We start from the raw sequence: 19,806 nt of genomic DNA on the forward strand, positions 1-19,806 counted from the left end.
CGGGGAGAAATGTTCACTCTGTCGTGGAAACTCGACCGACAAGAATTCGTAATTCCACAGATCGGGTCTGGTGATCAACAATCTTTCCGGCGAGTTGAAAGAGTTATCCCCAAGTTATCCTCAAGTAGGAATAGCTAACTTTTGCCGAATCGGTGATTTTGTTTGATGCGACTAGTGAGCTCTGTCACCTGGTTATAGATCGAGCGACGCTCTTTCATGAGCTCAGTGATCTTCTTATTTGCGTACATGACCGTTGTGTGGTCGCGGTTGCCAAAGAGCTGTCCAATCTTGGGCAATGACAGATTGGTCATCTCGCGACACAGGTACATAGCAATCTGACGCGCTGTTGCTACTGCTTGCGAACGAGAAGAACCGTAGAGGTCGTCTACCGTCAGTTTGAAGTAGTCCGCGGTGTGATTGATGATGTCTACCGGCGCGATGACGTTGTCTTCATCCAGCGTGATCAGATCTTTCAACACTGTCTGAACCAGGGCCATGTCGACCTCGGTGCGGTTGAGGCTCGCGAACGCGGTGACCCTAATAAGGGTTCCTTCGAGTTCTCGAATATTCGATGACACCTTTGATGCCATGAATTCGAGGATGTCGTTGCCGACCTGCATCTTCTCGCTCTGAGCTTTCTTGCGCAGAATAGCGATGCGCGTTTCAAGGTCAGGCGCTTGAACGTCGGTAATCAGGCCCCACTCAAAGCGTGACCGCATCCGGTCTTCAAAGCCAGTGAGGTGTTTCGGGGGAAGGTCGCTGGTGATGACTACTTGCTTGTTGTGGTCGTGGAGGGTGTTGAAGGTGTGAAAAAATGCTTCCTGAGTTGAATCTTTGCCTTGCAAGAACTGGATGTCATCGATCAACAGAATGTCGATCTCTCGGTAGCGAGATTGAAAGACCGAAGCGCGGTTGTTGGCAATGGAGTTGATGAAGTCATTGGTGAACTCTTCGGAGCTCACATAGCGAACGCGGATTCCCGGATACAGGCTCTCGGCGTAGTGACCAATGGCGTGTAGGAGGTGAGTCTTACCCAGGCCAGAACCGCCGTAGATGAAGAGTGGGTTGTATGCCTTGGCTGGCGCTTCGGCCACGGCCACCGCTGCAGCATGCGCGAATCTGTTAGAGCCGCCGATAACGAAGTTATCGAAGCTGTACTTGGGGTTGAGCCGAGAGTCGCTTCGTCGCGGAGGTGATTGTTCGATCGGGGTCTGAGGCGTCGGTTCAATGTAGGGCTGCTCAGTGCGCGGAATCTCCTGAGAGAGGGCGTCTTGTTGAATGTCTGGGTTGACGACTGTGGCGAAGTTATTGATGCCGTGCTCGTCGCTGAGTGCGCCAATGGCGTCGAGAAGAGGCTGACGAAGTCGCTGCTCGAGCATCCCTCTCGTGAGTTCGTTCGGTACCTCGAGATAGAGGGTGCCGGCCATCACACCTTTGGGCTCCACCAGACTGACGAATCCCTGAAGCTGTGGGGTGATGCGTTCATCTCCATTGAGATGCCCGAGAACCTCGTGCCACAGTTCGCTAGTCGGGTCGGGTGTTTCCGACATTCTTTCCCCATTCTTCGGTGCTATTTACTCACAGGCTTATTCACTGTTGAGTACTGCTATTCTCGCTGATTTACTGGACTTCTGACGCGGTTATGCACTGACTCACCTTAGTTGTCCACAGCATGTCGTTACCAATAAGGATGTATTCTGTGTGGATAATGCGCCGTTGTGCAAAGTGTGGTTTGACCGCACCCGTTTAACGCCGTAGTTTTAATCAGTTGACTTCCGGCCCTTGGGCCTACCAATTCTTCCCGGCCGCCTGTGCTGGGCCTTGGAGATATAGCTATGAGCAAGAGAACTTTCCAGCCAAACAACCGTCGTCGTGCGAAGGTTCACGGTTTCCGTTTGCGTATGCGCACCCGTGCAGGCCGCGCGATCTTGGGCGCTCGTCGTCGCAAGGGACGCACCGAACTCTCCGCGTAGTCTCGTCCGGTGCTGTCTAAGGCGAACCGCGTAACGCATCCGGGTGATTTTCGCTTGGCTGTTCGTCGTGGACGTCGCTACTCAGCACCGCACTGCGTTGTTCATATTGTGAGCAACGAGCGATCGACTGGCGTACGTTTTGGATTCATTGTTTCCAAAGCGGTAGGCAACGCAGTAGTGAGGAACAAGGTTCGCCGCAGACTTCGTGCGGCGGCTGCGCAGCTTCTTCCCAACGTCCCTGGAAGTGTGGACGTTGTGGTTCGGGCGCTGGCAGGTTCCGAGCAAGCCGAGTGCACTACGCTACAGGCTGAGATCGCAGAAGGGATTGACCGCATCGTGGTGAAGGTATGAAGTCCGTCGTTACGTTTGCGATGCTCTTCCCGCGAAACGTGTGTGTACTTATTCTCCGCGTTTATCGTGCAGTTATTTCACCTCTCTATGGTGACGTCTGCCGCTACTACCCGTCGTGTTCTCATTACACTCTTCAGGCCATTCAGGAACACGGAGTGCTTCGTGGTGTGTGGTTTGGTTCTCGACGCGTCGTTCGCTGCCACCCGTGGGCAGAAGGCGGCATCGATGACATTCCTGCTCGCCGGAACGACCGCTACCAGATCACCAGGTTCGGCTTTGTTATAGCCGCAAGCCACGAAAGGGGCTAACCACCACATGGATCTTTTTGCTTTCTTTGGCACGCTGTTGTGGCCAATCAAGTGGGTGATCGAAGCAATTCTTGTTGCTTTCCACGAGCTTTTGACCTTCTTTGGGATGAATGCCGATGCCGGCCTCACCTGGGTGCTATCCATCGTTGGTCTGGTGCTGGTCGTTCGTGCTGCATTGATCCCGGTTTTTGTTCGCCAGATTAAGAGTCAGCGACGCATGATGGAGGTCGCGCCTCAGCTCAAGAAGATCCAGGACAAGTACAAGGGCAAGAAGGACCAGTTCTCTCGCGAAGCGATGTCTCGCGAGACAATGGCGATGTACAAGAACGCTGGTACTAACCCCTTCAGCTCGTGCCTTCCACTGCTACTTCAGATGCCGATCTTCTTCGGGCTCTTCTCGGTTCTCCGGAATGCCCAGTTGGAGGGCAATGCCGCCGGAGTTGGCTTACTCAACGCTGATTTGTCTGAGTCGTTCGGAACATCCTCTCTCTTCGATATCGCTCCCCTGCATCTCGCGATCAGTACCGCAGAGGGCAACGTTCCCGTGATTATTACTGCGGTGATCATGGTCATTCTGATGACTGGTTCGCAGTTCATCACTCAGCTTCAGATCATGTCGAAGAACCAGTCGGCTGAGATGAAGGCAAGCCCGATGTACCGCCAGCAGCGGATCATGCTTTACATGCTCCCCCTGGTGTTCGCGTTCTCTGGTTTCACGTTCCCCCTCGGTGTGATGTTTTACTGGCTCGTCTCGAACTTCTGGACCATGGGTCAGCAGTTCCTCGTTATTCGCAACATGCCGACGCCAGGTAGTGAGGCAGCACTCGCTCGCGAGGCGCGCCTAGCGAAGCGCAACCAACGCAAGGGCATCATCGAAGAGGCCCCTGAATCGGACTCTGGAACTGGAACAGGAACTGTTGTAGTCGAGGAACCCAAGAACCCACAGCGGGATCAACCCGTTAGTAAGAACCGTGCAAAGAAGAAGCAGGGAAAGAAGAAATGACGAACGTTTCTGACACAGACACCGCAGCAGTTGAGACCTCTCCTGTTGACGATCGCGAAGACCGCACTTCTGTCCAGCTAGAAGAAGAGGGAGACATCGCGGCCGATTACATCGAGGAACTTCTCGATATTGCTGACCTCGACGGTGATATCGAGATTGATGCTCGCGCTGGTCGCGCCTATGTTTCTGTGACCTCGAGCGAGGAAACCAACCTTCGTCTCCTGTCTCGTCCCGATACGGTTACTGCGCTTCAAGAGCTGACCCGAATCGCTGTGCAGAACAAGACGGGCGCGTTCTCGAGACTCATCTTGGACATTGGCGGTTCACGTGAAGCCCGTGCGGCTGAGCTCTCCAAGCTCGTTGATACCGCGGTTGGACGGATTGAAGCTGGAGCAGATTCTGCAGCGCTCCCCGCGATGTCCTCGTACGAGCGCAAGCTAGTGCACGATGTTGTAGCGGAGCGTGGTTTCGTCTCTCAGTCAAGCGGTGAAGGCCGTGACCGCCACACCGTAATCACCCGCGCATAGTTTCACGTGAAACATTGACCGAGGAATTAGGGCTGGAGACTGAGCCTGAGATTGCCGCAGAACTCTTTGGCGCTCGCATCGATCTCGCGCGGCAGTACACCGAGAGCCTCGCTCTTCGTGGTGAAGAACTAGGGCTCATTGGTCCCCTCGAAGTTCCGCGGCTCTGGACGCGTCATATTGTGAACTGCGTGTTGGTCGCTCCCCTGCTGCGTCCTGGTCTTGTCGGTGACATTGGTAGCGGTGCTGGCCTTCCGGGTCTTGTTCTTGCTATTGCGCGTCCTGATATTCGATTTGTTCTTATCGAACCGATGGAACGCCGCGTTGATTGGCTCACCGCAGAGTCTGACCGTCTCGGGCTCGATAACGTGACTGTGGACCGATCACGTTCACAGGATGCTCCCTATGCTGAGGCCCTAACTCAGATAACAGCCCGCGCGGTTACCGCGCTTTCGAAGCTGATTCCGGCTACGGAACACTTACTGGCGCCCGGCGGTGAAATTGTTTTCATGAAGGGCGCGCGCATCGACGAGGAGATTGAGGCAGCGTCGAAGGTCATCCGCAAGGCTGGCCTCCGCGACGTACAGTCTCTCGTACTCGGCGAAGGAATAACCCCAGAGATCACTAGGGTCTTTCGGGCTAGAGTGGACTGATTCGGCCAGATGCTCGGCCTCATCACCACTCCCCCTTTCAGTACGATTAGAGAGAAAGCTTCACGTGAAACATCCCGAAAGCGAAGTCAACGAACAAGGCAAGTCGTTCGCTGAAACCACTCCGCTTGCGCGGGAGATCGCAGATCTCACTCGTCGCCGTCAGGCAGTAGCAGCCGCGACACTCCCCTTGCCCGAGCGCCCTCGCGTTTTCACGGTTGCTAACCAAAAGGGTGGTGTTGGCAAGACGACGTCGACAGTAAACCTCGCAGCGGCGTTGGCGCGTACTGGGGCGCGTGTTCTCGTCATCGACCTCGATCCCCAAGGAAACGCATCAACAGCCCTTGGTGTAGAGCACCGGTCAGAAACGCCCAGTGTTTACGACGTCATGATCAACGATGTTCCTATGGCCGACGTGGTGCAGAAGAGCCCTGAGTTCGCAGCGCTGTACTGCGTGCCTGCCACGATCCACCTTGCTGGTGCCGAGATCGAACTAGTATCGCTCGTCGCTCGTGAACAAAGATTGCGGTCGGCGCTCGATCAGTTCTTTCAAGATTCCCCAGATGCGTACCACTATGTGTTCATCGACTGCCCGCCATCTCTTGGTCTTCTCACGATTAACGCTTTTGTCGCCGCGCAAGAAGTTCTTATTCCGATTCAGTGCGAGTACTACGCGCTAGAGGGACTTAGCCAGCTGCTCAATAACATCAAACTCATCGAACGTCATCTCAACCCGAAGCTCCGGGTATCAACGATTCTGATGACTATGTATGATTCCCGCACGAATCTGGCCAACCAGGTTGTGGCTGATGTGCGTGAGCACTTCCCCAATCAGGTCCTAACGACTTTGATTCCACGTTCGGTGAGAATTTCTGAGGCACCGAGCTATGGGCAGAGTGTTATTAGTTATGACCAGAATTCCCCCGGCTCGCTTTCCTATTTGGAAGCGGCAGCGGAGATCGCACACCGAGGAGCACCCCAATAATGGCCGCACCCAAACGCACCGGCCTTGGCCGGGGTATCGGCTCGCTTATCCCAATCTCGGACGGGAACGAAGAACGCCCAGTCGATGTGTTCTTCCCCGGCGGCGAGATCGCGACCGATAGACTCCGCGCCGTTCCTGGGGCGCGTCTCGCGAGCCTCTCCCCTCTGGATATTGTTCCCAACTCACGTCAACCTCGCTCCGAGTTTCGCGAGGAGGAGCTATCTGAGCTGATCGTCTCGATCCGTGAGGTAGGCGTACTTCAGCCCATTGTTGTTCGTCCGCTCGCGGGCGCCGTTGAGGGCGAACCCCAATACGAACTCATCATGGGTGAACGTCGTCTTCGGGCCAGCAAACACTTGGGGCTAGCCACGATTCCCGCCGTGATCAAGAGCACCGCCGATGAGGACATGCTGCGGGATGCCCTGCTGGAGAACCTTCACCGCGCAAACCTCAATCCTCTTGAAGAAGCCTCGGCCTACCAGCAGCTTCTTTCCGACTTCGGCATCACTCAGGAGCAGCTTGCTGAGCGTATCGGCCGCTCTCGCCCGCAAATCACGAACACTTTGCGTCTTTTGCGCCTTCCAGAAAGCATTCAGCGCCGTGTAGCGGCTGGAGTTCTCACCGCTGGGCACGCGCGCGCGCTCCTATCGCTTCCTGACGCCGAGGGAATGGAGCGTTTGGCGGACAAAATCGTCAATGAGGAGCTTTCCGTGCGAGCGGCTGAGGCTGCAGCCGGTTCGTTGTCGACGAAGCCTGCTCGAGTGAAGCCTTCGCGAGGAAAGAAGCAGGGTCCGCTGGATGAAATCGCGGAGCGTCTTGCCGATCGACTCAACACTCGCGTCAAAGTAACTCTCGGTGCCAGCAAGGGCCAAGTCATTATTGACTTCGCGACGGTCGGCGACCTCAACCGAATTCTCGCAGAACTCGGAGATACAGGCTACAACCGCTAGGTCTCCGCGACTTCGCCGACTTTATCCCCTCAAGGTTTCGCGTTAAGCGCTTGTAGGCAGTCGACCCTAGCGTGGTGACTCTACGTCACTCGATTCAACGGTTCTCAGACGCAGCGCGTTCCTGTTGTACAGCTCTGATTCGATTGCTCGGCCGCCCTAGCCTCGGGAGGTGTGCGGCTCGTGCCATTAGGTTTCGCCGCCGCAGCTTTCGGTGAACTTCGTTACGGAAAGTTTCCAGGCGCCACGACATGGGCCCCTTTTCTCGCTTCCCGGGCACCTAATTCTTGTTCTTAGCGGCGGCGGTGTTTTGGATGCTGGTTGCGGCCTGCTTCGTCTGGCGCTGGCGCTGGCGCTGGCGTTCTAGGTGATTCGTTGAACTAGCTCTATGAATGATCAGCGCTGCAACTGCAACTGCAACTGCAACTGCCGATGCCGTTTCGCCTTCGCTAGTGTGGGAATTTGCGCCAACGCCAACGCCAACGCCAACGCCAACGCCAACGCCAACGCCAACGCCCGTTCGGCACCACCGACTGCTACTAAGGGCCTCCGTGCGGATGTTTCACGTGAAACTAGGCAAATAGTGATCTACGGAGCGACGACTCGATGGCTACAGCAGATGTTTCACGTGAAACCTAGAGACTGGTTTCCTCGTGCAGAGCAGTGAATGAGGCGGGCGGGTTGTTTCACGTGAAACTACCCGCACAACATCGCAGAATCTATCCACACGGCGGGCGCCGAGGCGAGCGGGAAGAGGAAAAGCCGATGAATGGGCCCGGGGCGAACTTGATGCCGTCGAGCGCGGACTTCCGGCGCGGTTATGCCGCGAGGGTCCGGAGTCCCGCCGCCGCCAGCCCGCTAGTATTCTGCATTCCTGAAGACGAGAGCTCCCCACCTGTCAGGCGTCTCTGCCGCTACGGTCCTTCGATCGCCGCTTCAGCGAGGGCCGAGTAAACCCACCCGAGATCGTGCCCGGCGGCCACGAGAGCCTGGGGCAAAATCGAGGTTTCGGTGAGCCCGGGCAGAACATTTGCCTCCAAGAACCAGGGTGTTCCTGCGCCGTCCACGATCATGTCGACGCGGGAAAGATGACGTAACCCGAGCGCTGAGTGCGCCGCGAGGGCGGCCTCTGCGGCGCGATCCGCATCCTTCGCGGCGATACGAGCCGGAGTGTAAAAGTCGGTCTGACCAGCATTATAACGAGCCTCGAACGTGTAAGCACCTTCGATGGGAACGATCTCGACTGCTGGCAAAGCGACCGGGCCCATTCCGCTGTCGAGCACGCCGATTGCAATCTCAACACCCGTAATACGCTGCTCAACGAGTGCTACGTCGCAATAGTTGTACGCGTTGACCATCGCGCGCGGCAGGTCGGATCGATCGGAGACGATGGAGACACCTTGGGCCGATCCACCCTGAGCGGGCTTGACGACCAGGTCCCCCGATAGCTCATCGGCGAGTTCATCCAAGATGCTGTGAGCGCCCAATTCGCGAAACGAGTCGCGTGAGAGCGCGATCGACAACGGTGTGCGAACACCGACGCGCGAAACAAGAGCTTTTGCGGTGGGCTTGTCCCAGGCGAGGCGGGCTGCATCAGCGCGTGATCCGACATAGGGAATACCGATCAGGTCGAGGAGGCCACGCAAAGCCCCGTCTTCACCACTAGCGCCGTGAAGTGCAGGCCAGACAACATCCGGCTTGCTCTCGCGGAGGTACGGAAGCAGGCTCGCATCCGGATCACGCAGCTCAACATCTTTGCCCTGAGCAAGAAGCCCATCGGCAACGCGGCGTCCAGAGCGGAGCGAAACATCACGCTCATGCGAGATGCCGCCGGCGAGAACAAGTACGCGGGTGGGTGAAGCGTTCATTGTGTCCTAGCTGAGGTTGGCTGGAGGGTTGATCATCGACGGCGCGGGCGGCGCAATCGTTAGTGGTGCTGTCTGCGAGAACGTATTGAGCAATTCAATCTCGCCGTTGATAACAGTGGAGAGACGACGGATGCCTTCGCGGATGAAATCAGGGGTGGGGTAGCAGAAGGACAGCCGCATGTTGTTGCGGCCGTTTCCATCGGCAAAGAATGCGGTCCCCGGCGTGTAAGCCACGAGCTCTTTGACGGCGCGGGGCAGCATCGACTTTGAATCGAGGTTGTCTGGCAGCGTCACCCAGATGTAGAAACCGCCGTTGGGTACTGTCCACTGCAGGTCGGGGAGGTAGTCATCGAGCGCATCGAGCATCGCGTCCCGACGCTCACGGTAGACGCCGCGGAAGGTGTCAATCTGGCCCTTCCAGTCGGCAACACTCATGTATTCGCTAATGATGCTCTGAGTAAACGAGCTGGGAGAAAGAATAGCCGCCTCATTTGCCAAAATGAGTTTTTCTCTAATGGCGTGAGGAGCGAGCACCCATCCGACCCGGAAACCTGGCGCGAGAGTCTTAGAGAACGTGCCGAGATAGATCACACCATCCTCTTCGACTGACCGCATAGCGTGCGGTGGGGGTCCATCGAAGTACAACAGTCCGTAAGGGTTGTCTTCCAGAACCAAAATTCCGTTCTCGCGACAAATCTCCAGCACCTCAAGGCGACGCTGCCAACTGAGCGTCACTCCCGCAGGATTGCTGAAGGTGGGAACGGTGTACAAGAACTTGATCGTCTTGCCAGCGGTACGAACCGAGGCAATGTGAGCACGCAGCGAGTCAGGAACCAGACCAAAGTCATCCATCTCGACGTGCGTGATCTCAGCCTGAAACGACTTGAAAACGACCATTGCGGTGACATAGCTAGGGCCCTCGGCAATGACAACATCCTCGGGGTTGATAAAGAGCTTAGTAACGAGTTCAAGCGCATGCTGCGAGCCGGTAGTGACGACAACGTCATCCACGCTCGCCCGGATGCCTTCAAGCGCCATCACTTCAAGAATTTGCTCCCGAAGTGCCGGCAAACCCTGCCCGGACCCGTACTGGAGCGCCGCAGGGCCGCGATCCCGCATCACACGGTCAATCGATTCAGTGATGAGGTCTTGGGGCAGTGCGGAGACGTACGGCATGCCGCCAGCTAGCGAGACAACCTCGGGGCGAGAGGCCACCGCAAACAACGCTCGTACTTCGGACGCCGCGAGCCCAGAGGCGCGGTCCGCATAGTGGTGGAACCACTGATCGAGGTTGTTTGGCTGTGTCGTCATGGGTAGTCCCGTTCGGTTGACTTTAAACAATAGGCGTTTGTCGGTTGACACCTGAAACTGAGCGATGATTACGCTGAGGAGCCGAACAAACGATTAGCATCTCCGCTCCGAACCTCTTTTGTACGCCTGTGCAGAGAAAGTCATGGTCAACTAGTTGTGTGCCCGTGCACATTGGCTCTAAAACACCACTGACTTGGCCCCCAGAACCACAACTCCGGCACGAAATTGAGGACGATAGTGAACGCTCGCAGCCAATGGACCGAATCTGACATTGGAGACCTTACGGGCACAGTAGCGATTGTCACCGGAGCAAACTCGGGTCTTGGCTTCGCGACCGCCCGAGCACTGCTCAAGGCTGGTGCCCACGTCGTGATGACGACCAGAAGCGCCGACAAGGCTGCCGCGGCCAAAAACGCACTCGTCGAGGAACTCGGAGATGCATCGATCGAAACAATGCTTCTCGATCTTGCCGATCTTGAGTCGATCCGTCGATTCAGCGAAGAGTTTCACGGGAAACATTCACGCCTCAATCTGCTCATCAATAATGCCGGAATCATGATGACGGATGCCCAACTGACGATCGACGGGTTCGAATCACAACTCGGCACCAACCACCTCGGGCACTTTGCGCTCACCGGTCGCCTTCTAGACATCATTACAGCCACGCCGGGCGCCCGTGTCGTGAGCCTGTCGAGTATGGCCCACCGCTGGGGCTTCATGGAGTTCGGCAACCTGATGTTCCAGAACGGCTCATACACTCCGCGCGCCGCCTACGGCCGCTCCAAGCTTGCCAACCTGCTGTTCACCTACGAGCTGCAACGCCAGTTCGAGGCAGCGGGAGTCGACGCGATGTCGGTAGCCGCGCATCCGGGAACCGCAGGAACGGGTCTCGCGGACCACATGTTCGACCGCTGGTACCTGCGCCCACTGAAAGCGCTCGTATTCCTGGGCATCCAGACTCCGAAGCAGGGCGCTCGTCCCTCACTGCGTGCCGCAACAGACCCCAAGGCGACCGGAGGCGACTACTTCGGTCCATCTGGCCGCGAGGAGCACCGTGGCGCCCCTGTGCTGGTCGAATCAAACCCCGCTTCGCACTCTGAAGTTGATGCGGCCAAATTATGGACCGAATCGGAGCGACTCACCGGCGTTAACTACGAAAGTCTCCGCACACCTACCAAATAGTGGACGCCGGAGGCTTTCGCTAGCGAAGTGGCTTTAGGCCAGGAACTCGGCGAGGTCTGCTTCAATCGCAGGCTTTGGCTTTGCACCAATAACGGTCTTAACAACCTCGCCGCCCCGGAATACCTTCATCGCGGGGATCGACGTGATCTGGTACTTCATCGCCATCTGCGGGTTGTCGTCAACGTTGAGCTTGACGATCTTGATCTTGTCGGAGTGCTCGGCAGCAATCTGGTCGAGGATGGGGGAAACGGCGCGACACGGGCCACACCATTCAGCCCAGAAATCCACCATGATGGTGTCTTGTGAGTTGATGACGAGCTCTTCAAAGTTAGCGTCAGTTACTTCGGTTGCTGAAGACATTAAGTGTTCCTTTGTTCGGTGGGTGTAAGTGTGAGAGTGACTAAGCCGGAGTGGGTACGGCGGCAGCTTCGGGAACTTCGAGCTCCGTGGGCTGAACGGCGCCTGCGACGAGTTCGCGAGGCAGCGACGCGAGGTAGTGCTCCGCGTCGAGAGCGGCAACAGTGCCAGAACCGGCGGCCGTTACTGCTTGACGGTAGGTCGGGTCGATAACATCGCCGGCAGCAAAAACGCCGGTGATGTTGGTACGTGAGGAACGGCCATCCACGGCCACTGTTCCGTCGGCGTTGATGTCGAGCTGATCGTGCACCAGGTGGGTGCGGGGGTCAGCGCCGATCGCAATGAACACGCCACTGAGGTCGAGGTGCGACTCTGTGCCGTCGACAGTGTCGACCAGGTCAATACCGTCAACAAGCTCGGAACCACTAATGCCGGTTACAGCCTTGTTCCAGAGGAACTCGATCTTCGGATCGCTAAAGGCGCGCTCCTGCATCGCCTTGGAGGCGCGCAGCTCACCCTTGCGGTGAATGACATAAACCTTGTCGGCGAACTTAGTGAGGAAGGTTGCTTCCTCCATCGCCGAGTCGCCACCTCCGATGACCGCGATCGTCTTCTTGCGGAAGAAGAAGCCGTCGCAAGTTGCGCACCAAGAGACTCCGTAGCCGCTGAGGCGTTCCTCGTCGGGCAGTCCAAGTTTGCGGTACGCGGATCCAGTCGCGAAGACCACTGCGAGTGCTTCGTGCACGTCGCCATTGCCGAGAGTGACCTTCTTGATCTGGCCCTCAAGCTGAAGGTCGGTGACGTCGTCGAGAACGATCTCGGCGCCGAACCGCTCAGCCTGCTTCTGCATTTCGATCATGAGATCGGGGCCCTGGATACCCTCAGCGAAACCGGGATAGTTCTCGACCTCGGTGGTTTTCGTGAGTTCGCCACCCGCCTCAACAGAACTAGCAATCACCAGCGGCGCAAGGTTCGCGCGCGCCGCATAGATCGCAGCGGTGTAGCCGGCCGGACCGGATCCGATGATGATGAGTTGGCGCACTTTTTGGGTCTCCTTGAAATTGTAATTACCCGATTCAACACATCCTAGCTACGGAATATTCCTAGTGGCCGTGGCGTGCGGGGCTGGCTCCATACTGTTCGGAGCATCGTCGGGTTTTGTTCGCTCCAAGGCGAACCGCCGGTGAACTTTAGTGAAAATTACCGGCGTCGGAGACGAGACAAAATGGGCCGCGCGAATGCGAAGAACTCCGCGTTCTTTGTGAGCGCGAGCGTGGCCGCGTAGACGATTAGCATGCCGGTACCCGCCAGCGCGATCGAGGCAAAGCCACCGGCGAATCCGGACACGACGAACGAGCCTGGGCCGAATCCGCCCAGCAGCATCAGGATGCCAAAACCGGCGGCTGCCGCGGGAACCATTGCGGCAAGAAACCAGAGCGCACGAAGCACGAGAGGAAGCAGGAGGAACCCGGGAACGCGCTTGCGCAGCACGATCAGCGCAACAATGGTTTGGATTGTGCCAGCGATGCTGATCATTGCCGCTAAGCCCATCGCAATTCGATCAACGGGGAAGCTTGAGACGTAGAGCGCCCCGACGACATAGAGCAACACTTGAAGGCTCTGCAGGATGAACGGGGTTCGCGTGTCTTCGAACGCGTAGAAGACGCGCTGCAAGACATACATGACGCTGAACGGGACTAGCCCGACGAGGTAAAGGATGAGCACTAGCGCTAAAGACGACAATTCTGCGTAGTCGGTGGCGAAAAGCGCACTGAACGGAAATGCAATGACCATCAGGCCGACCGCGGCAAACATCAGCAGCATCAGAATCGATCGTAATGACGATGAAACGTCATCACGCATCGACGCAAGGTCTCGGTCACGCGCGTGGCGGCTCATGCGGGTGAAGTAAGCCATTCCGATCGACACGGCGATGACAGAGTGCGGCAGCATGAAAATCAACCAGGCCGTGGTGATAACAAAGACTGATGCATCCGTACCAGAGGCGAGAGTCGCGATTCGAGTGCCAACAACCCCACCGACTTGCGTGACGAGAATCATGCCGAAAGTCCACGCGGCGGCTTTCCCTGCGGTACCAAGACCAACACCGCGCCAGCGGAACTCGGGCCGATATCGAAGTCCAGCACGACGCCAGAAGAAGACCAAGAGTGCGGCTTGAACGGCAACCCCAAGGGTGGCGCTTCCCGCGAGCACACCAATCATCTGCCCGGACCAGTCTTCCGAAGTGAACCGTGTGACGTCACCGAAGAGAAGATGGAACACGAGGAGCCCGGTCAGCATAACCACGTTGTTGGCAACAGGGGCCCACGTGAATGGCCCGAACTTGCCGCGGGCGTTGAGCACTTCACCGAGCAGTGAGTACAGCGCGTAAAAAAGGATCTGCGGGAGACACCAGTAGGCGAAGGCTGTAGCGAGTGCGAACTCTTCCGGCCCAAAATTGGAGCTGGATCGTGCATACACCTGTACGAGAAGCGGGGCACTGAAGGTCGCCGCAACCGTGATGATGAGGAAGACGACTATGCCCAGCGTCACCAAGCGATTGATGAACTTCTGCCCGCCGTCCTTGTGGAGCGCAGCCCGAACAATCTGTGGAACGATAACGGCGCTAAGAATTCCGCCGGCCACGATGGCGTAAACCGCCTTGGGTAGCTGGTTGGCAATGGCGTACGTGTCGCCAGTTCCGAATAGGCCCAGAGTGCGGGCAAGGACTATCGCACTAACGAATCCGAGGATGCGGGACACGAGAGTGCCCGACGCGAGCAGCGCGCTCGCCCGGCCGATCGTCGACACCTTGCTCGGAGGAACACCGGCGGGTGCCCCCGGAACACCCGGTTCGGGCTCAACTCCCGGCGCTGGGCGATCAGTCATCGACTGGCTTTCGTCGACGAATAATGCTGCGAACGAAGCCGACTCCGAAGATCACGACAACTAGCGCGGCAAACGCGAGAACGATGGGCGTCTCCCAGCCAGCCTGAACATTGACCTCACTGACCGTGCTCTTGCCGATTGCTAGGCCTGTGCCGGTCGAGAGGCTGATCTCAACATCTACAACACCGTTGGAGAGCGCCTGCACGGGGACATTGCCCTTGGCTTGCGAGTTCGCTTCGATCTCGAGCTCGACCCGGCTGTCTCCTACCGCGAGGAGTGCCGTCTTCGGATCAACAGTGATGTAGACAGTCACAGCCTGATTGAGCTTGTTGTTCACCGAGACCGGTATGAAGCTCCTATCGGCTAAAAAGAGGAAATTGCTGGATTCCACAACGGCTACTGCTGTGCGAAAGTCTCCGGAATCGCCCAAGAAACCATTGACTTCGGTGAGCCAATCGGCGGGATCCTCAGTCGGCATCGTGCCCAATACGTCAAGCAGGGCGAGGCGACGCTGTGCGATTAACGCTTCAGGATCGGCGGCAATCGAGAAGAAGGTGCGCTCTTGCTGAGCTGCAGAGAACAGTCGGGCAAAATCAGCCAGGCGAGCATCGCTCTGCGGCATATCAACCACTGTGGCCGCGGATGCCGTCACAGAGGCCAATGAGGTGAGCGGAACAAGAGTGATGGATGGGCTCGCGGTAAGGCTCGCAAGCGCCGTATCGAGACGTGCTGAACTCAGCTCAAGGGAATGGTCGATCATGATGAGCACGGATGCCGTTGTCGCTGACTGTGCAGCCCCAGCACTGAGCACTGCAGAAGACAGAGCCGTTTCGGCCGCAGTCACATCTCGGTCGAGAGTGGAGCCCAATGCTTCATCCATGGCAGCGGAGGCGGTGGAGTCGGAAATCAACGCCTTCATGCCGTCAATCGTCGCCACAGAACCGGCACCGGCATCCCGTGAAACATTCTTTGACGACAACACGACAGTGCTGAAGCCACTCTCTGCGAATGCGGCAAGATCGCTCGACACGACGCTGCTTGCTCGGGGACGCATGAACCCATCAATCGAGTAGTCCCAAGCGAGAATCTCCTCGGTCGTCGGGTAGGTCGGAACTACGTCGGTCCCGACATCCATTGGGTCGGCTGTTGCACCAGAGCCAGGCTCGTCAGGCAGGGCAAAGTTCGCCGGATCGAGAGCGAAATCAAAACTTACCGGCGAGAGTGTGCTTGCCTCGCCAGCCTGAGTTGCCAACGTCGGATCAGCGTTGGCGTACGACAGCGGAACGATCTCATTGCTGATGAGCGACAGGCGCTCTAACCAGTTGCGCGCAGACTCAGGAGCGCTCGTGCCCAACACGCGAATGGAGGCCAAGATCATTGGATCAACGGCCACCGCTATGGGTTTTCCGGCTACGGCATCCAATTGTCGAGTGAGTAGACCTAAGGAGTCGGTGTAGTCGGCGAGCGTTTCGGCATCGATCAGTCCGCCGCTGCCGCTCGGCACAGTCAGAGGAGCAATTACGGCGACTTCTGTGGCGACGGATGCGGTCGTCAGTGCGGGAACGGCGGTTGCGTTCGGTGTAGCGCTAGCTCCGCTCGCGGCGAGAGTAAGGCCAAGACCGAGCGCGACAGCAGCGCTGAAGACTCTTATAGGCAAGGGTCGACCTCATACTCTCGCTTGGCCAGCATGATGTGAGTTTATTCGTCCTTGTCTGAATGATGGGTGCGTTGTGCACGCTTCGGGCAAATTGCTCCCTGTGGTCGTGCGAAACTAGTCGCACTATGGAGAGTGTTGCCGATGCAATTGAGAGTCTCGGAAAGCTTGCCGACTCTAAACCCGTAGCCACCCTAGCTGCGCGATTCAATGCCGAAGGTTTCGAACTCGCGCTTGTAGGCGGGCCAGTTCGCGATGCGTTCTTGGGGCGAGCGGTCACGGACCTAGATTTCGCGACAAATGCGAGCCCTGACGACATCATGAGGATCGTCAAGCCGATCTCTGATGCCCAGTGGGACATTGGCCGCGATTTCGGAACGATTGCCGCCCGCATTGACGGCGAGACGGTAGAAATCACGACCTACCGTGCCGACAGTTATGACGGCGCGACCAGAAAGCCGGTTGTTGCTTTCGGTGACTCTTTGGAAAAAGACCTTGAGCGCCGCGACTTCAGCGTCAACGCTATGGCGTTGCGCTTGCCCGAGCGTGTGCTGGTCGATCCGTGGAATGGCGTTGAGCATCTGCTGAGCAAAACGCTCACGACGCCGGGTTCGCCTGAGGTGTCGTTTGGTGATGATCCGCTGCGGATGATGCGGGCCGCACGTTTCACGTCGCAGCTGGGTTTCACGGTCTCCCCCGATACCGTCCGTGCGATGACCGAACTTGCGCCGCGCATCGAAATCGTGAGTGTTGAGCGCGTGAGCGATGAGCTCACGAAACTCTTGAAGACGGATGACCCGGTTCCGGGCATCCGGCTGCTAGTTGAGACGGGACTTGCTGAGCAGGTGCTTCCGGAGATTCCGGCATTGAAGCTTGAGGTGGATGAGCACGCCCACCATAAGGATGTGTACGAGCACTCCCTCACGGTGCTGCGCCAGGCTATTGACCTGGAGAAGAGCCGACCGGGCATCGAGGGTCCTGACCTGGTGCTGCGTATTGCCGCTCTACTTCATGACATTGGCAAGCCATCGACGCGCAAGATTGAGCGCGGCGGGGTGGTTACCTTCCACCACCACGATGTTGTCGGCGCGAAACTTGCGACCAAACGACTGCGGGCATTGCGTTTCGACAAAGAGACCATCACCTCAGTTGCCCGTCTGGTTGAACTTCATTTGCGGTTCTTCGGTTACACGGAGGGTGCCTGGACTGATTCGGCCGTGCGCCGCTATGTTCGGGATGCTGGCGATCAGCTTGAGCGCCTGCACATCATTACGCGGGCGGATGTCACCACCCGCAATGTGCGCAAGGCCGATCGTTTAGCGTTTGCCTATGACGATCTCGAGGATCGAATCGCGGCAATTGCCGAGGCAGAGGGAATCGCTGCAGTTCGTCCGGATCTCGACGGTGAGCAGATAATGGCAATTCTGGGGCTGAAGCCCAGCCGTGATGTTGGCGAGGCGTACTCGTTCTTGCTCGAGCTGCGGCTCGACGAGGGTCCGCTCGACGCTCACGAGGCAGAAAAACGGCTGCGCGCGTGGTGGTCTGAGCGTCAGACCAACGAAGGTTGAGCTTCGTCTTGAGTATTGCCTCGTAAAGCAACTACACTGGGCAGGTTGTCTGACTGCCTTTAGGTGGAACGACGAACGTCAACACCCTCCTGTTACAGATCGTCTGTAACCGTTTAAGTCCGAAGGAGGTGGGTTTGTGACGCATCAGTACGAACTCATGGTCATCCTCGATCCAGAGATCGACGAACGCACCGTGGCTCCCAGTCTCGACAAGTTCCTCAATGTCATCCGTAATGACGGTGGCAGCATCGATAACATCGATATTTGGGGTCGCCGTCGTTTGGCCTACGAGATCAACAAGAAGACCGAAGGCATCTACGCCGTCGTCAACTTCACCGCCGAGAGCGCGTCTACTGACGAACTCGACCGCCAACTCAAGCTCAGCGAAGCTGTCATGCGCACCAAGGTGCTTCGTGCAGAAGCTGGCTTTGCTCAGGTAGCTGTAGCCAAGAAGATTGCTGAAGAGAAGGCTGCCCGCAAGGCTGCTGCTCCGGCAAAAACTCCGGCTGCTGCCACCAAGGCCCCTGCCCCTGCAACTAAGGCTCCTGCTGCCGCAACTAAGGCTCCGGCCGAAGAAGCAAAGGCTCCTGCCGAAGAAGTGAAGGCTCCTGTTGCTCCAACCGAGGCTCCTGTCGAAGCAGCCAAGGCTGAAGCGGAAGCAGAGTAGTCGTGGCCGGCGAGACAGTCATAACGGTCGTGGGTAACCTCACGGCAGATCCCGAACTGCGTTACACGCAGGGTGGACTTGCTGTAGCTAACTTCACCATTGCCTCAACGCCGCGCACCTTCGATCGAGCATCGAACGAGTGGAAAGACGGAGAAGCACTGTTTCTCCGCGCTTCGTGCTGGCGTGAATTCGCCGAGCACGTTGCTGGAACCCTGACAAAGGGCAGCCGCGTAGTCGCGCAGGGCCGCCTTCGTCAGCGCTCCTACGAAACCAAAGAGGGCGAAAAGCGCACGAGCATGGAACTGGAGATCGACGAAATCGGTCCCAGCCTCCGCTATGCAACCGCGCAGGTAACCCGTGCACCCCGTGACAGCTCGGCCCCTCGCGGCGCCCAGCAGAGCGGTGGCGCCCAGCAGAGTGGCGGTCAGTCGAAAGACGAGCCGTGGGCTGCAAGTGCTCCCGCAGCATCTGGTGACGTATGGAACACCCCAGGCAACTACTCCGACGAGACGCCTTTCTAGGCACTCGACGCTTAGTCTTAATTACAGAAAGAAGTAACACTCATGGCAGGAAAGAGCAGCGGCGACCGCCGCAAGCCCATCCGCAAGGGCAAGGACGGCAAGAACGCCGCACCAGCCAAGTCGATCCGCGTAGGCGTTATCGATTACAAGGATATCGCTACGCTTCGTAAATTCATCTCCGAGCGTGGAAAGATCCGCGCCCGTCGCATCACCGGTGTTTCCGTTCAGGAGCAGCGTCTCATCGCCACGGCCGTCAAGAACGCCCGTGAGATGGCATTGTTGCCCTACGCCGGCGCAGGCCGTTAAGGAGCCACCGACATGTCTAAGCTCATCCTCACTCACGAAGTGACCGGTCTCGGCACTCCCGGTGACGTCGTCGACGTAAAGAACGGCTTCGCTCGCAACTACCTCATCCCCCAGGGCTTTGCCGTGGCGTGGACTCGCGGTGGCGAAAAGCAGGTCGAGTCAATCAAGGCAGCACGCGTTTCCCGCGAGCACGCCACTCTCGAAGAAGCGCAGGACCTCAAGGCTCGCCTCCAGGCGACCAAGGTCAAGCTCACTGTGACCGCGGGTCACGGTGGACGTCTATTCGGTTCGGTTAAGCCCGCTCACGTGGCAGAAGCTGTCATCGCTGCGGGTCTTGGCGACATCGACAAGCGCAAGATCGAAATCACGAGCCCCATCAAGGTTGTTGGTGACCACGAAGCTACGATTCGTCTGCGTGACGACATCGTTGCGACGATCACCCTTCAGGTTGTTGCAGGCAAGTAACTGAAGTTCCACAAGGACGACGGGCCGCAAGGCTCGTCGTCCTTGTGCTTTAAGCCCACTTGTCAAGCCCTTTATGCACAGGATTTCGAAAAGATACGGAACCCTCAAGCCTGACTTTAGACATGTTTCTACACACTGTGTGTGGATTATAAAACTGCAGGTCAGAGTGCGTTTTTCTGAAATACCAGCGTGAGTTTCCACAGTTGTTTCCACAGGTTGCTCACAATACTTCCGGCGTTTCGCCCGAGTTGTGCACAGCATTATCCACAGCCCCAGT

General features: G+C 57.5%; 20 protein-coding genes and 1 pseudogene. 14 read left to right on the forward strand and 7 right to left on the reverse strand.

Annotated elements, in window-relative coordinates; genetic code table 11:
• Positions 1–134: 134 nt before the first annotated feature.
• Positions 135–1,550, reverse strand: a complete 1,416-nt coding sequence (dnaA, locus tag ABD112_RS04060; RefSeq protein WP_343923390.1) for a chromosomal replication initiator protein DnaA — start codon at positions 1,548–1,550, stop codon at positions 135–137.
• Positions 1,551–1,835: 285 nt separating this feature from the next.
• Here dnaA and rpmH point away from each other — a divergent pair, with 285 nt between their 5' ends.
• The 8 genes from rpmH to ABD112_RS04100 all read left to right on the forward strand — a co-directional run bounded on the left by rpmH (position 1,836) and on the right by ABD112_RS04100 (position 6,744).
• Positions 1,836–1,973: a 50S ribosomal protein L34 gene (gene rpmH / locus ABD112_RS04065; RefSeq protein WP_010204566.1), complete on the forward strand. Its 138-nt coding sequence runs from the start codon at positions 1,836–1,838 to the stop codon at positions 1,971–1,973.
• A 9-nt stretch (positions 1,974–1,982) separates the two neighbouring features.
• On the forward strand, positions 1,983–2,324 hold the full coding sequence (gene rnpA, locus ABD112_RS04070; protein WP_343923423.1) for a ribonuclease P protein component: 342 nt from the start codon (positions 1,983–1,985) through the stop codon (positions 2,322–2,324).
• Positions 2,325–2,344: 20 nt separating this feature from the next.
• Complete coding sequence (gene yidD / locus ABD112_RS04075) at positions 2,345–2,632, forward strand: membrane protein insertion efficiency factor YidD (RefSeq protein WP_343923818.1); 288 nt, start codon at positions 2,345–2,347, stop codon at positions 2,630–2,632.
• A gap of 7 nt (positions 2,633–2,639) precedes the next feature.
• The gene (gene yidC, locus ABD112_RS04080; RefSeq protein ID WP_343923425.1) at positions 2,640–3,635 is read left to right on the forward strand and encodes a membrane protein insertase YidC; all 996 of its coding nucleotides are present in this window, start codon (positions 2,640–2,642) and stop codon (positions 3,633–3,635) included.
• The gene (locus ABD112_RS04085) at positions 3,632–4,162 is read left to right on the forward strand and encodes a Jag family protein (protein ID WP_343923427.1); all 531 of its coding nucleotides are present in this window, start codon (positions 3,632–3,634) and stop codon (positions 4,160–4,162) included. The genes yidC and ABD112_RS04085 overlap by 4 nt, the downstream gene beginning before the upstream one ends.
• Positions 4,163–4,176: 14 nt before the next feature.
• On the forward strand, positions 4,177–4,812 hold the full coding sequence (gene rsmG, locus ABD112_RS04090) for a 16S rRNA (guanine(527)-N(7))-methyltransferase RsmG (RefSeq protein ID WP_343923429.1): 636 nt from the start codon (positions 4,177–4,179) through the stop codon (positions 4,810–4,812).
• A gap of 64 nt (positions 4,813–4,876) precedes the next feature.
• The gene (locus ABD112_RS04095) at positions 4,877–5,794 is read left to right on the forward strand and encodes a ParA family protein (protein ID WP_343923431.1); all 918 of its coding nucleotides are present in this window, start codon (positions 4,877–4,879) and stop codon (positions 5,792–5,794) included.
• Entirely contained in the window at positions 5,794–6,744 is a 951-nt protein-coding gene (locus tag ABD112_RS04100) for a ParB/RepB/Spo0J family partition protein (RefSeq protein WP_343923433.1), read from the forward strand. Before ABD112_RS04095 ends, ABD112_RS04100 begins: the two co-directional genes overlap by 1 nt.
• A gap of 911 nt (positions 6,745–7,655) precedes the next feature.
• On the opposite strand, the gene ABD112_RS04105 is transcribed toward ABD112_RS04100, so the two are convergent.
• Both ABD112_RS04105 and ABD112_RS04110 read right to left on the reverse strand, forming a co-directional pair.
• Complete coding sequence (locus ABD112_RS04105) at positions 7,656–8,609, reverse strand: D-alanine--D-alanine ligase family protein (protein ID WP_343923434.1); 954 nt, start codon at positions 8,607–8,609, stop codon at positions 7,656–7,658.
• 6 nt (positions 8,610–8,615) lie between these two features.
• Positions 8,616–9,920 carry an aminotransferase-like domain-containing protein gene (locus ABD112_RS04110; RefSeq protein WP_343923435.1) on the reverse strand — a complete coding sequence of 435 codons (1,305 nt, stop codon included), beginning with the start codon at positions 9,918–9,920 and terminating at the stop codon, positions 8,616–8,618.
• 237 nt (positions 9,921–10,157) lie between these two features.
• Here ABD112_RS04110 and ABD112_RS04115 point away from each other — a divergent pair, with 237 nt between their 5' ends.
• Positions 10,158–11,102, forward strand: a complete 945-nt coding sequence (locus tag ABD112_RS04115; protein WP_343923436.1) for an oxidoreductase — start codon at positions 10,158–10,160, stop codon at positions 11,100–11,102.
• 33 nt (positions 11,103–11,135) lie between these two features.
• Here ABD112_RS04115 and trxA read toward each other — a convergent pair whose 3' ends face one another.
• From trxA to ABD112_RS04135, 4 genes are all read right to left on the reverse strand, one after another.
• On the reverse strand, positions 11,136–11,462 hold the full coding sequence (trxA, locus tag ABD112_RS04120) for a thioredoxin (RefSeq protein WP_343923438.1): 327 nt from the start codon (positions 11,460–11,462) through the stop codon (positions 11,136–11,138).
• A gap of 40 nt (positions 11,463–11,502) precedes the next feature.
• Positions 11,503–12,501 (reverse strand): thioredoxin-disulfide reductase, encoded by a 999-nt coding sequence (trxB, locus tag ABD112_RS04125; protein ID WP_343923440.1) that lies wholly within the window; start codon positions 12,499–12,501, stop codon positions 11,503–11,505.
• A gap of 158 nt (positions 12,502–12,659) precedes the next feature.
• Positions 12,660–14,348: a murein biosynthesis integral membrane protein MurJ gene (gene murJ, locus ABD112_RS04130; protein WP_343923442.1), complete on the reverse strand. Its 1,689-nt coding sequence runs from the start codon at positions 14,346–14,348 to the stop codon at positions 12,660–12,662.
• Complete coding sequence (locus tag ABD112_RS04135; protein ID WP_343923443.1) at positions 14,341–16,005, reverse strand: DUF6049 family protein; 1,665 nt, start codon at positions 16,003–16,005, stop codon at positions 14,341–14,343. Before ABD112_RS04135 ends, murJ begins: the two co-directional genes overlap by 8 nt.
• 125 nt (positions 16,006–16,130) lie before the next feature.
• On the opposite strand from ABD112_RS04135, the gene ABD112_RS04140 reads away from it, so the two are divergent.
• The 5 genes and pseudogenes from ABD112_RS04140 (at position 16,131) to rplI (ending at position 19,529) form a co-directional block, all read left to right on the forward strand.
• Positions 16,131–17,570 (forward strand): CCA tRNA nucleotidyltransferase, encoded by a 1,440-nt coding sequence (locus ABD112_RS04140; protein WP_343923445.1) that lies wholly within the window; start codon positions 16,131–16,133, stop codon positions 17,568–17,570.
• Between the two features lie 157 nt (positions 17,571–17,727).
• Positions 17,728–18,069: pseudogene (gene rpsF / locus ABD112_RS04145) on the forward strand (30S ribosomal protein S6); the annotation flags it as partial.
• Positions 18,070–18,239: 170 nt separating this feature from the next.
• Complete coding sequence (locus ABD112_RS04150) at positions 18,240–18,758, forward strand: single-stranded DNA-binding protein (RefSeq protein ID WP_343923447.1); 519 nt, start codon at positions 18,240–18,242, stop codon at positions 18,756–18,758.
• Between the two features lie 42 nt (positions 18,759–18,800).
• A complete protein-coding gene (rpsR, locus tag ABD112_RS04155; protein WP_343923448.1) occupies positions 18,801–19,064 on the forward strand; it encodes a 30S ribosomal protein S18 in 264 nt (87 codons plus the stop codon).
• Between the two features lie 12 nt (positions 19,065–19,076).
• Complete coding sequence (gene rplI, locus ABD112_RS04160; protein WP_343923450.1) at positions 19,077–19,529, forward strand: 50S ribosomal protein L9; 453 nt, start codon at positions 19,077–19,079, stop codon at positions 19,527–19,529.
• The last annotated feature ends 277 nt before the right edge of the window (positions 19,530–19,806 follow it).

Source organism: Rhodoglobus aureus, from assembly GCF_039527955.1.
Taxonomy (GTDB): domain Bacteria; phylum Actinomycetota; class Actinomycetes; order Actinomycetales; family Microbacteriaceae; genus Rhodoglobus; species Rhodoglobus aureus.

What these genes read in the sequence shown, in the direction of transcription:
- dnaA (WP_343923390.1), bottom strand. Translation starts at nt 1,550, where the DNA reads ATGTCGGAAACACCCGACCCGACTAGCGAACTGTGGCACGAGGTTCTC.
- rpmH (WP_010204566.1), top strand. Translation starts at nt 1,836, where the DNA reads ATGAGCAAGAGAACTTTCCAGCCAAACAACCGTCGTCGTGCGAAGGTT.
- yidD (WP_343923818.1), top strand. Translation starts at nt 2,345, where the DNA reads ATGCTCTTCCCGCGAAACGTGTGTGTACTTATTCTCCGCGTTTATCGT.
- yidC (WP_343923425.1), top strand. Translation starts at nt 2,640, where the DNA reads ATGGATCTTTTTGCTTTCTTTGGCACGCTGTTGTGGCCAATCAAGTGG.
- ABD112_RS04085 (WP_343923427.1), top strand. Translation starts at nt 3,632, where the DNA reads ATGACGAACGTTTCTGACACAGACACCGCAGCAGTTGAGACCTCTCCT.
- ABD112_RS04100 (WP_343923433.1), top strand. Translation starts at nt 5,794, where the DNA reads ATGGCCGCACCCAAACGCACCGGCCTTGGCCGGGGTATCGGCTCGCTT.
- ABD112_RS04105 (WP_343923434.1), bottom strand. Translation starts at nt 8,609, where the DNA reads ATGAACGCTTCACCCACCCGCGTACTTGTTCTCGCCGGCGGCATCTCG.
- ABD112_RS04110 (WP_343923435.1), bottom strand. Translation starts at nt 9,920, where the DNA reads ATGACGACACAGCCAAACAACCTCGATCAGTGGTTCCACCACTATGCG.
- trxA (WP_343923438.1), bottom strand. Translation starts at nt 11,462, where the DNA reads ATGTCTTCAGCAACCGAAGTAACTGACGCTAACTTTGAAGAGCTCGTC.
- murJ (WP_343923442.1), bottom strand. Translation starts at nt 14,348, where the DNA reads ATGACTGATCGCCCAGCGCCGGGAGTTGAGCCCGAACCGGGTGTTCCG.
- ABD112_RS04140 (WP_343923445.1), top strand. Translation starts at nt 16,131, where the DNA reads ATGGAGAGTGTTGCCGATGCAATTGAGAGTCTCGGAAAGCTTGCCGAC.
- rpsR (WP_343923448.1), top strand. Translation starts at nt 18,801, where the DNA reads ATGGCAGGAAAGAGCAGCGGCGACCGCCGCAAGCCCATCCGCAAGGGC.
- rplI (WP_343923450.1), top strand. Translation starts at nt 19,077, where the DNA reads ATGTCTAAGCTCATCCTCACTCACGAAGTGACCGGTCTCGGCACTCCC.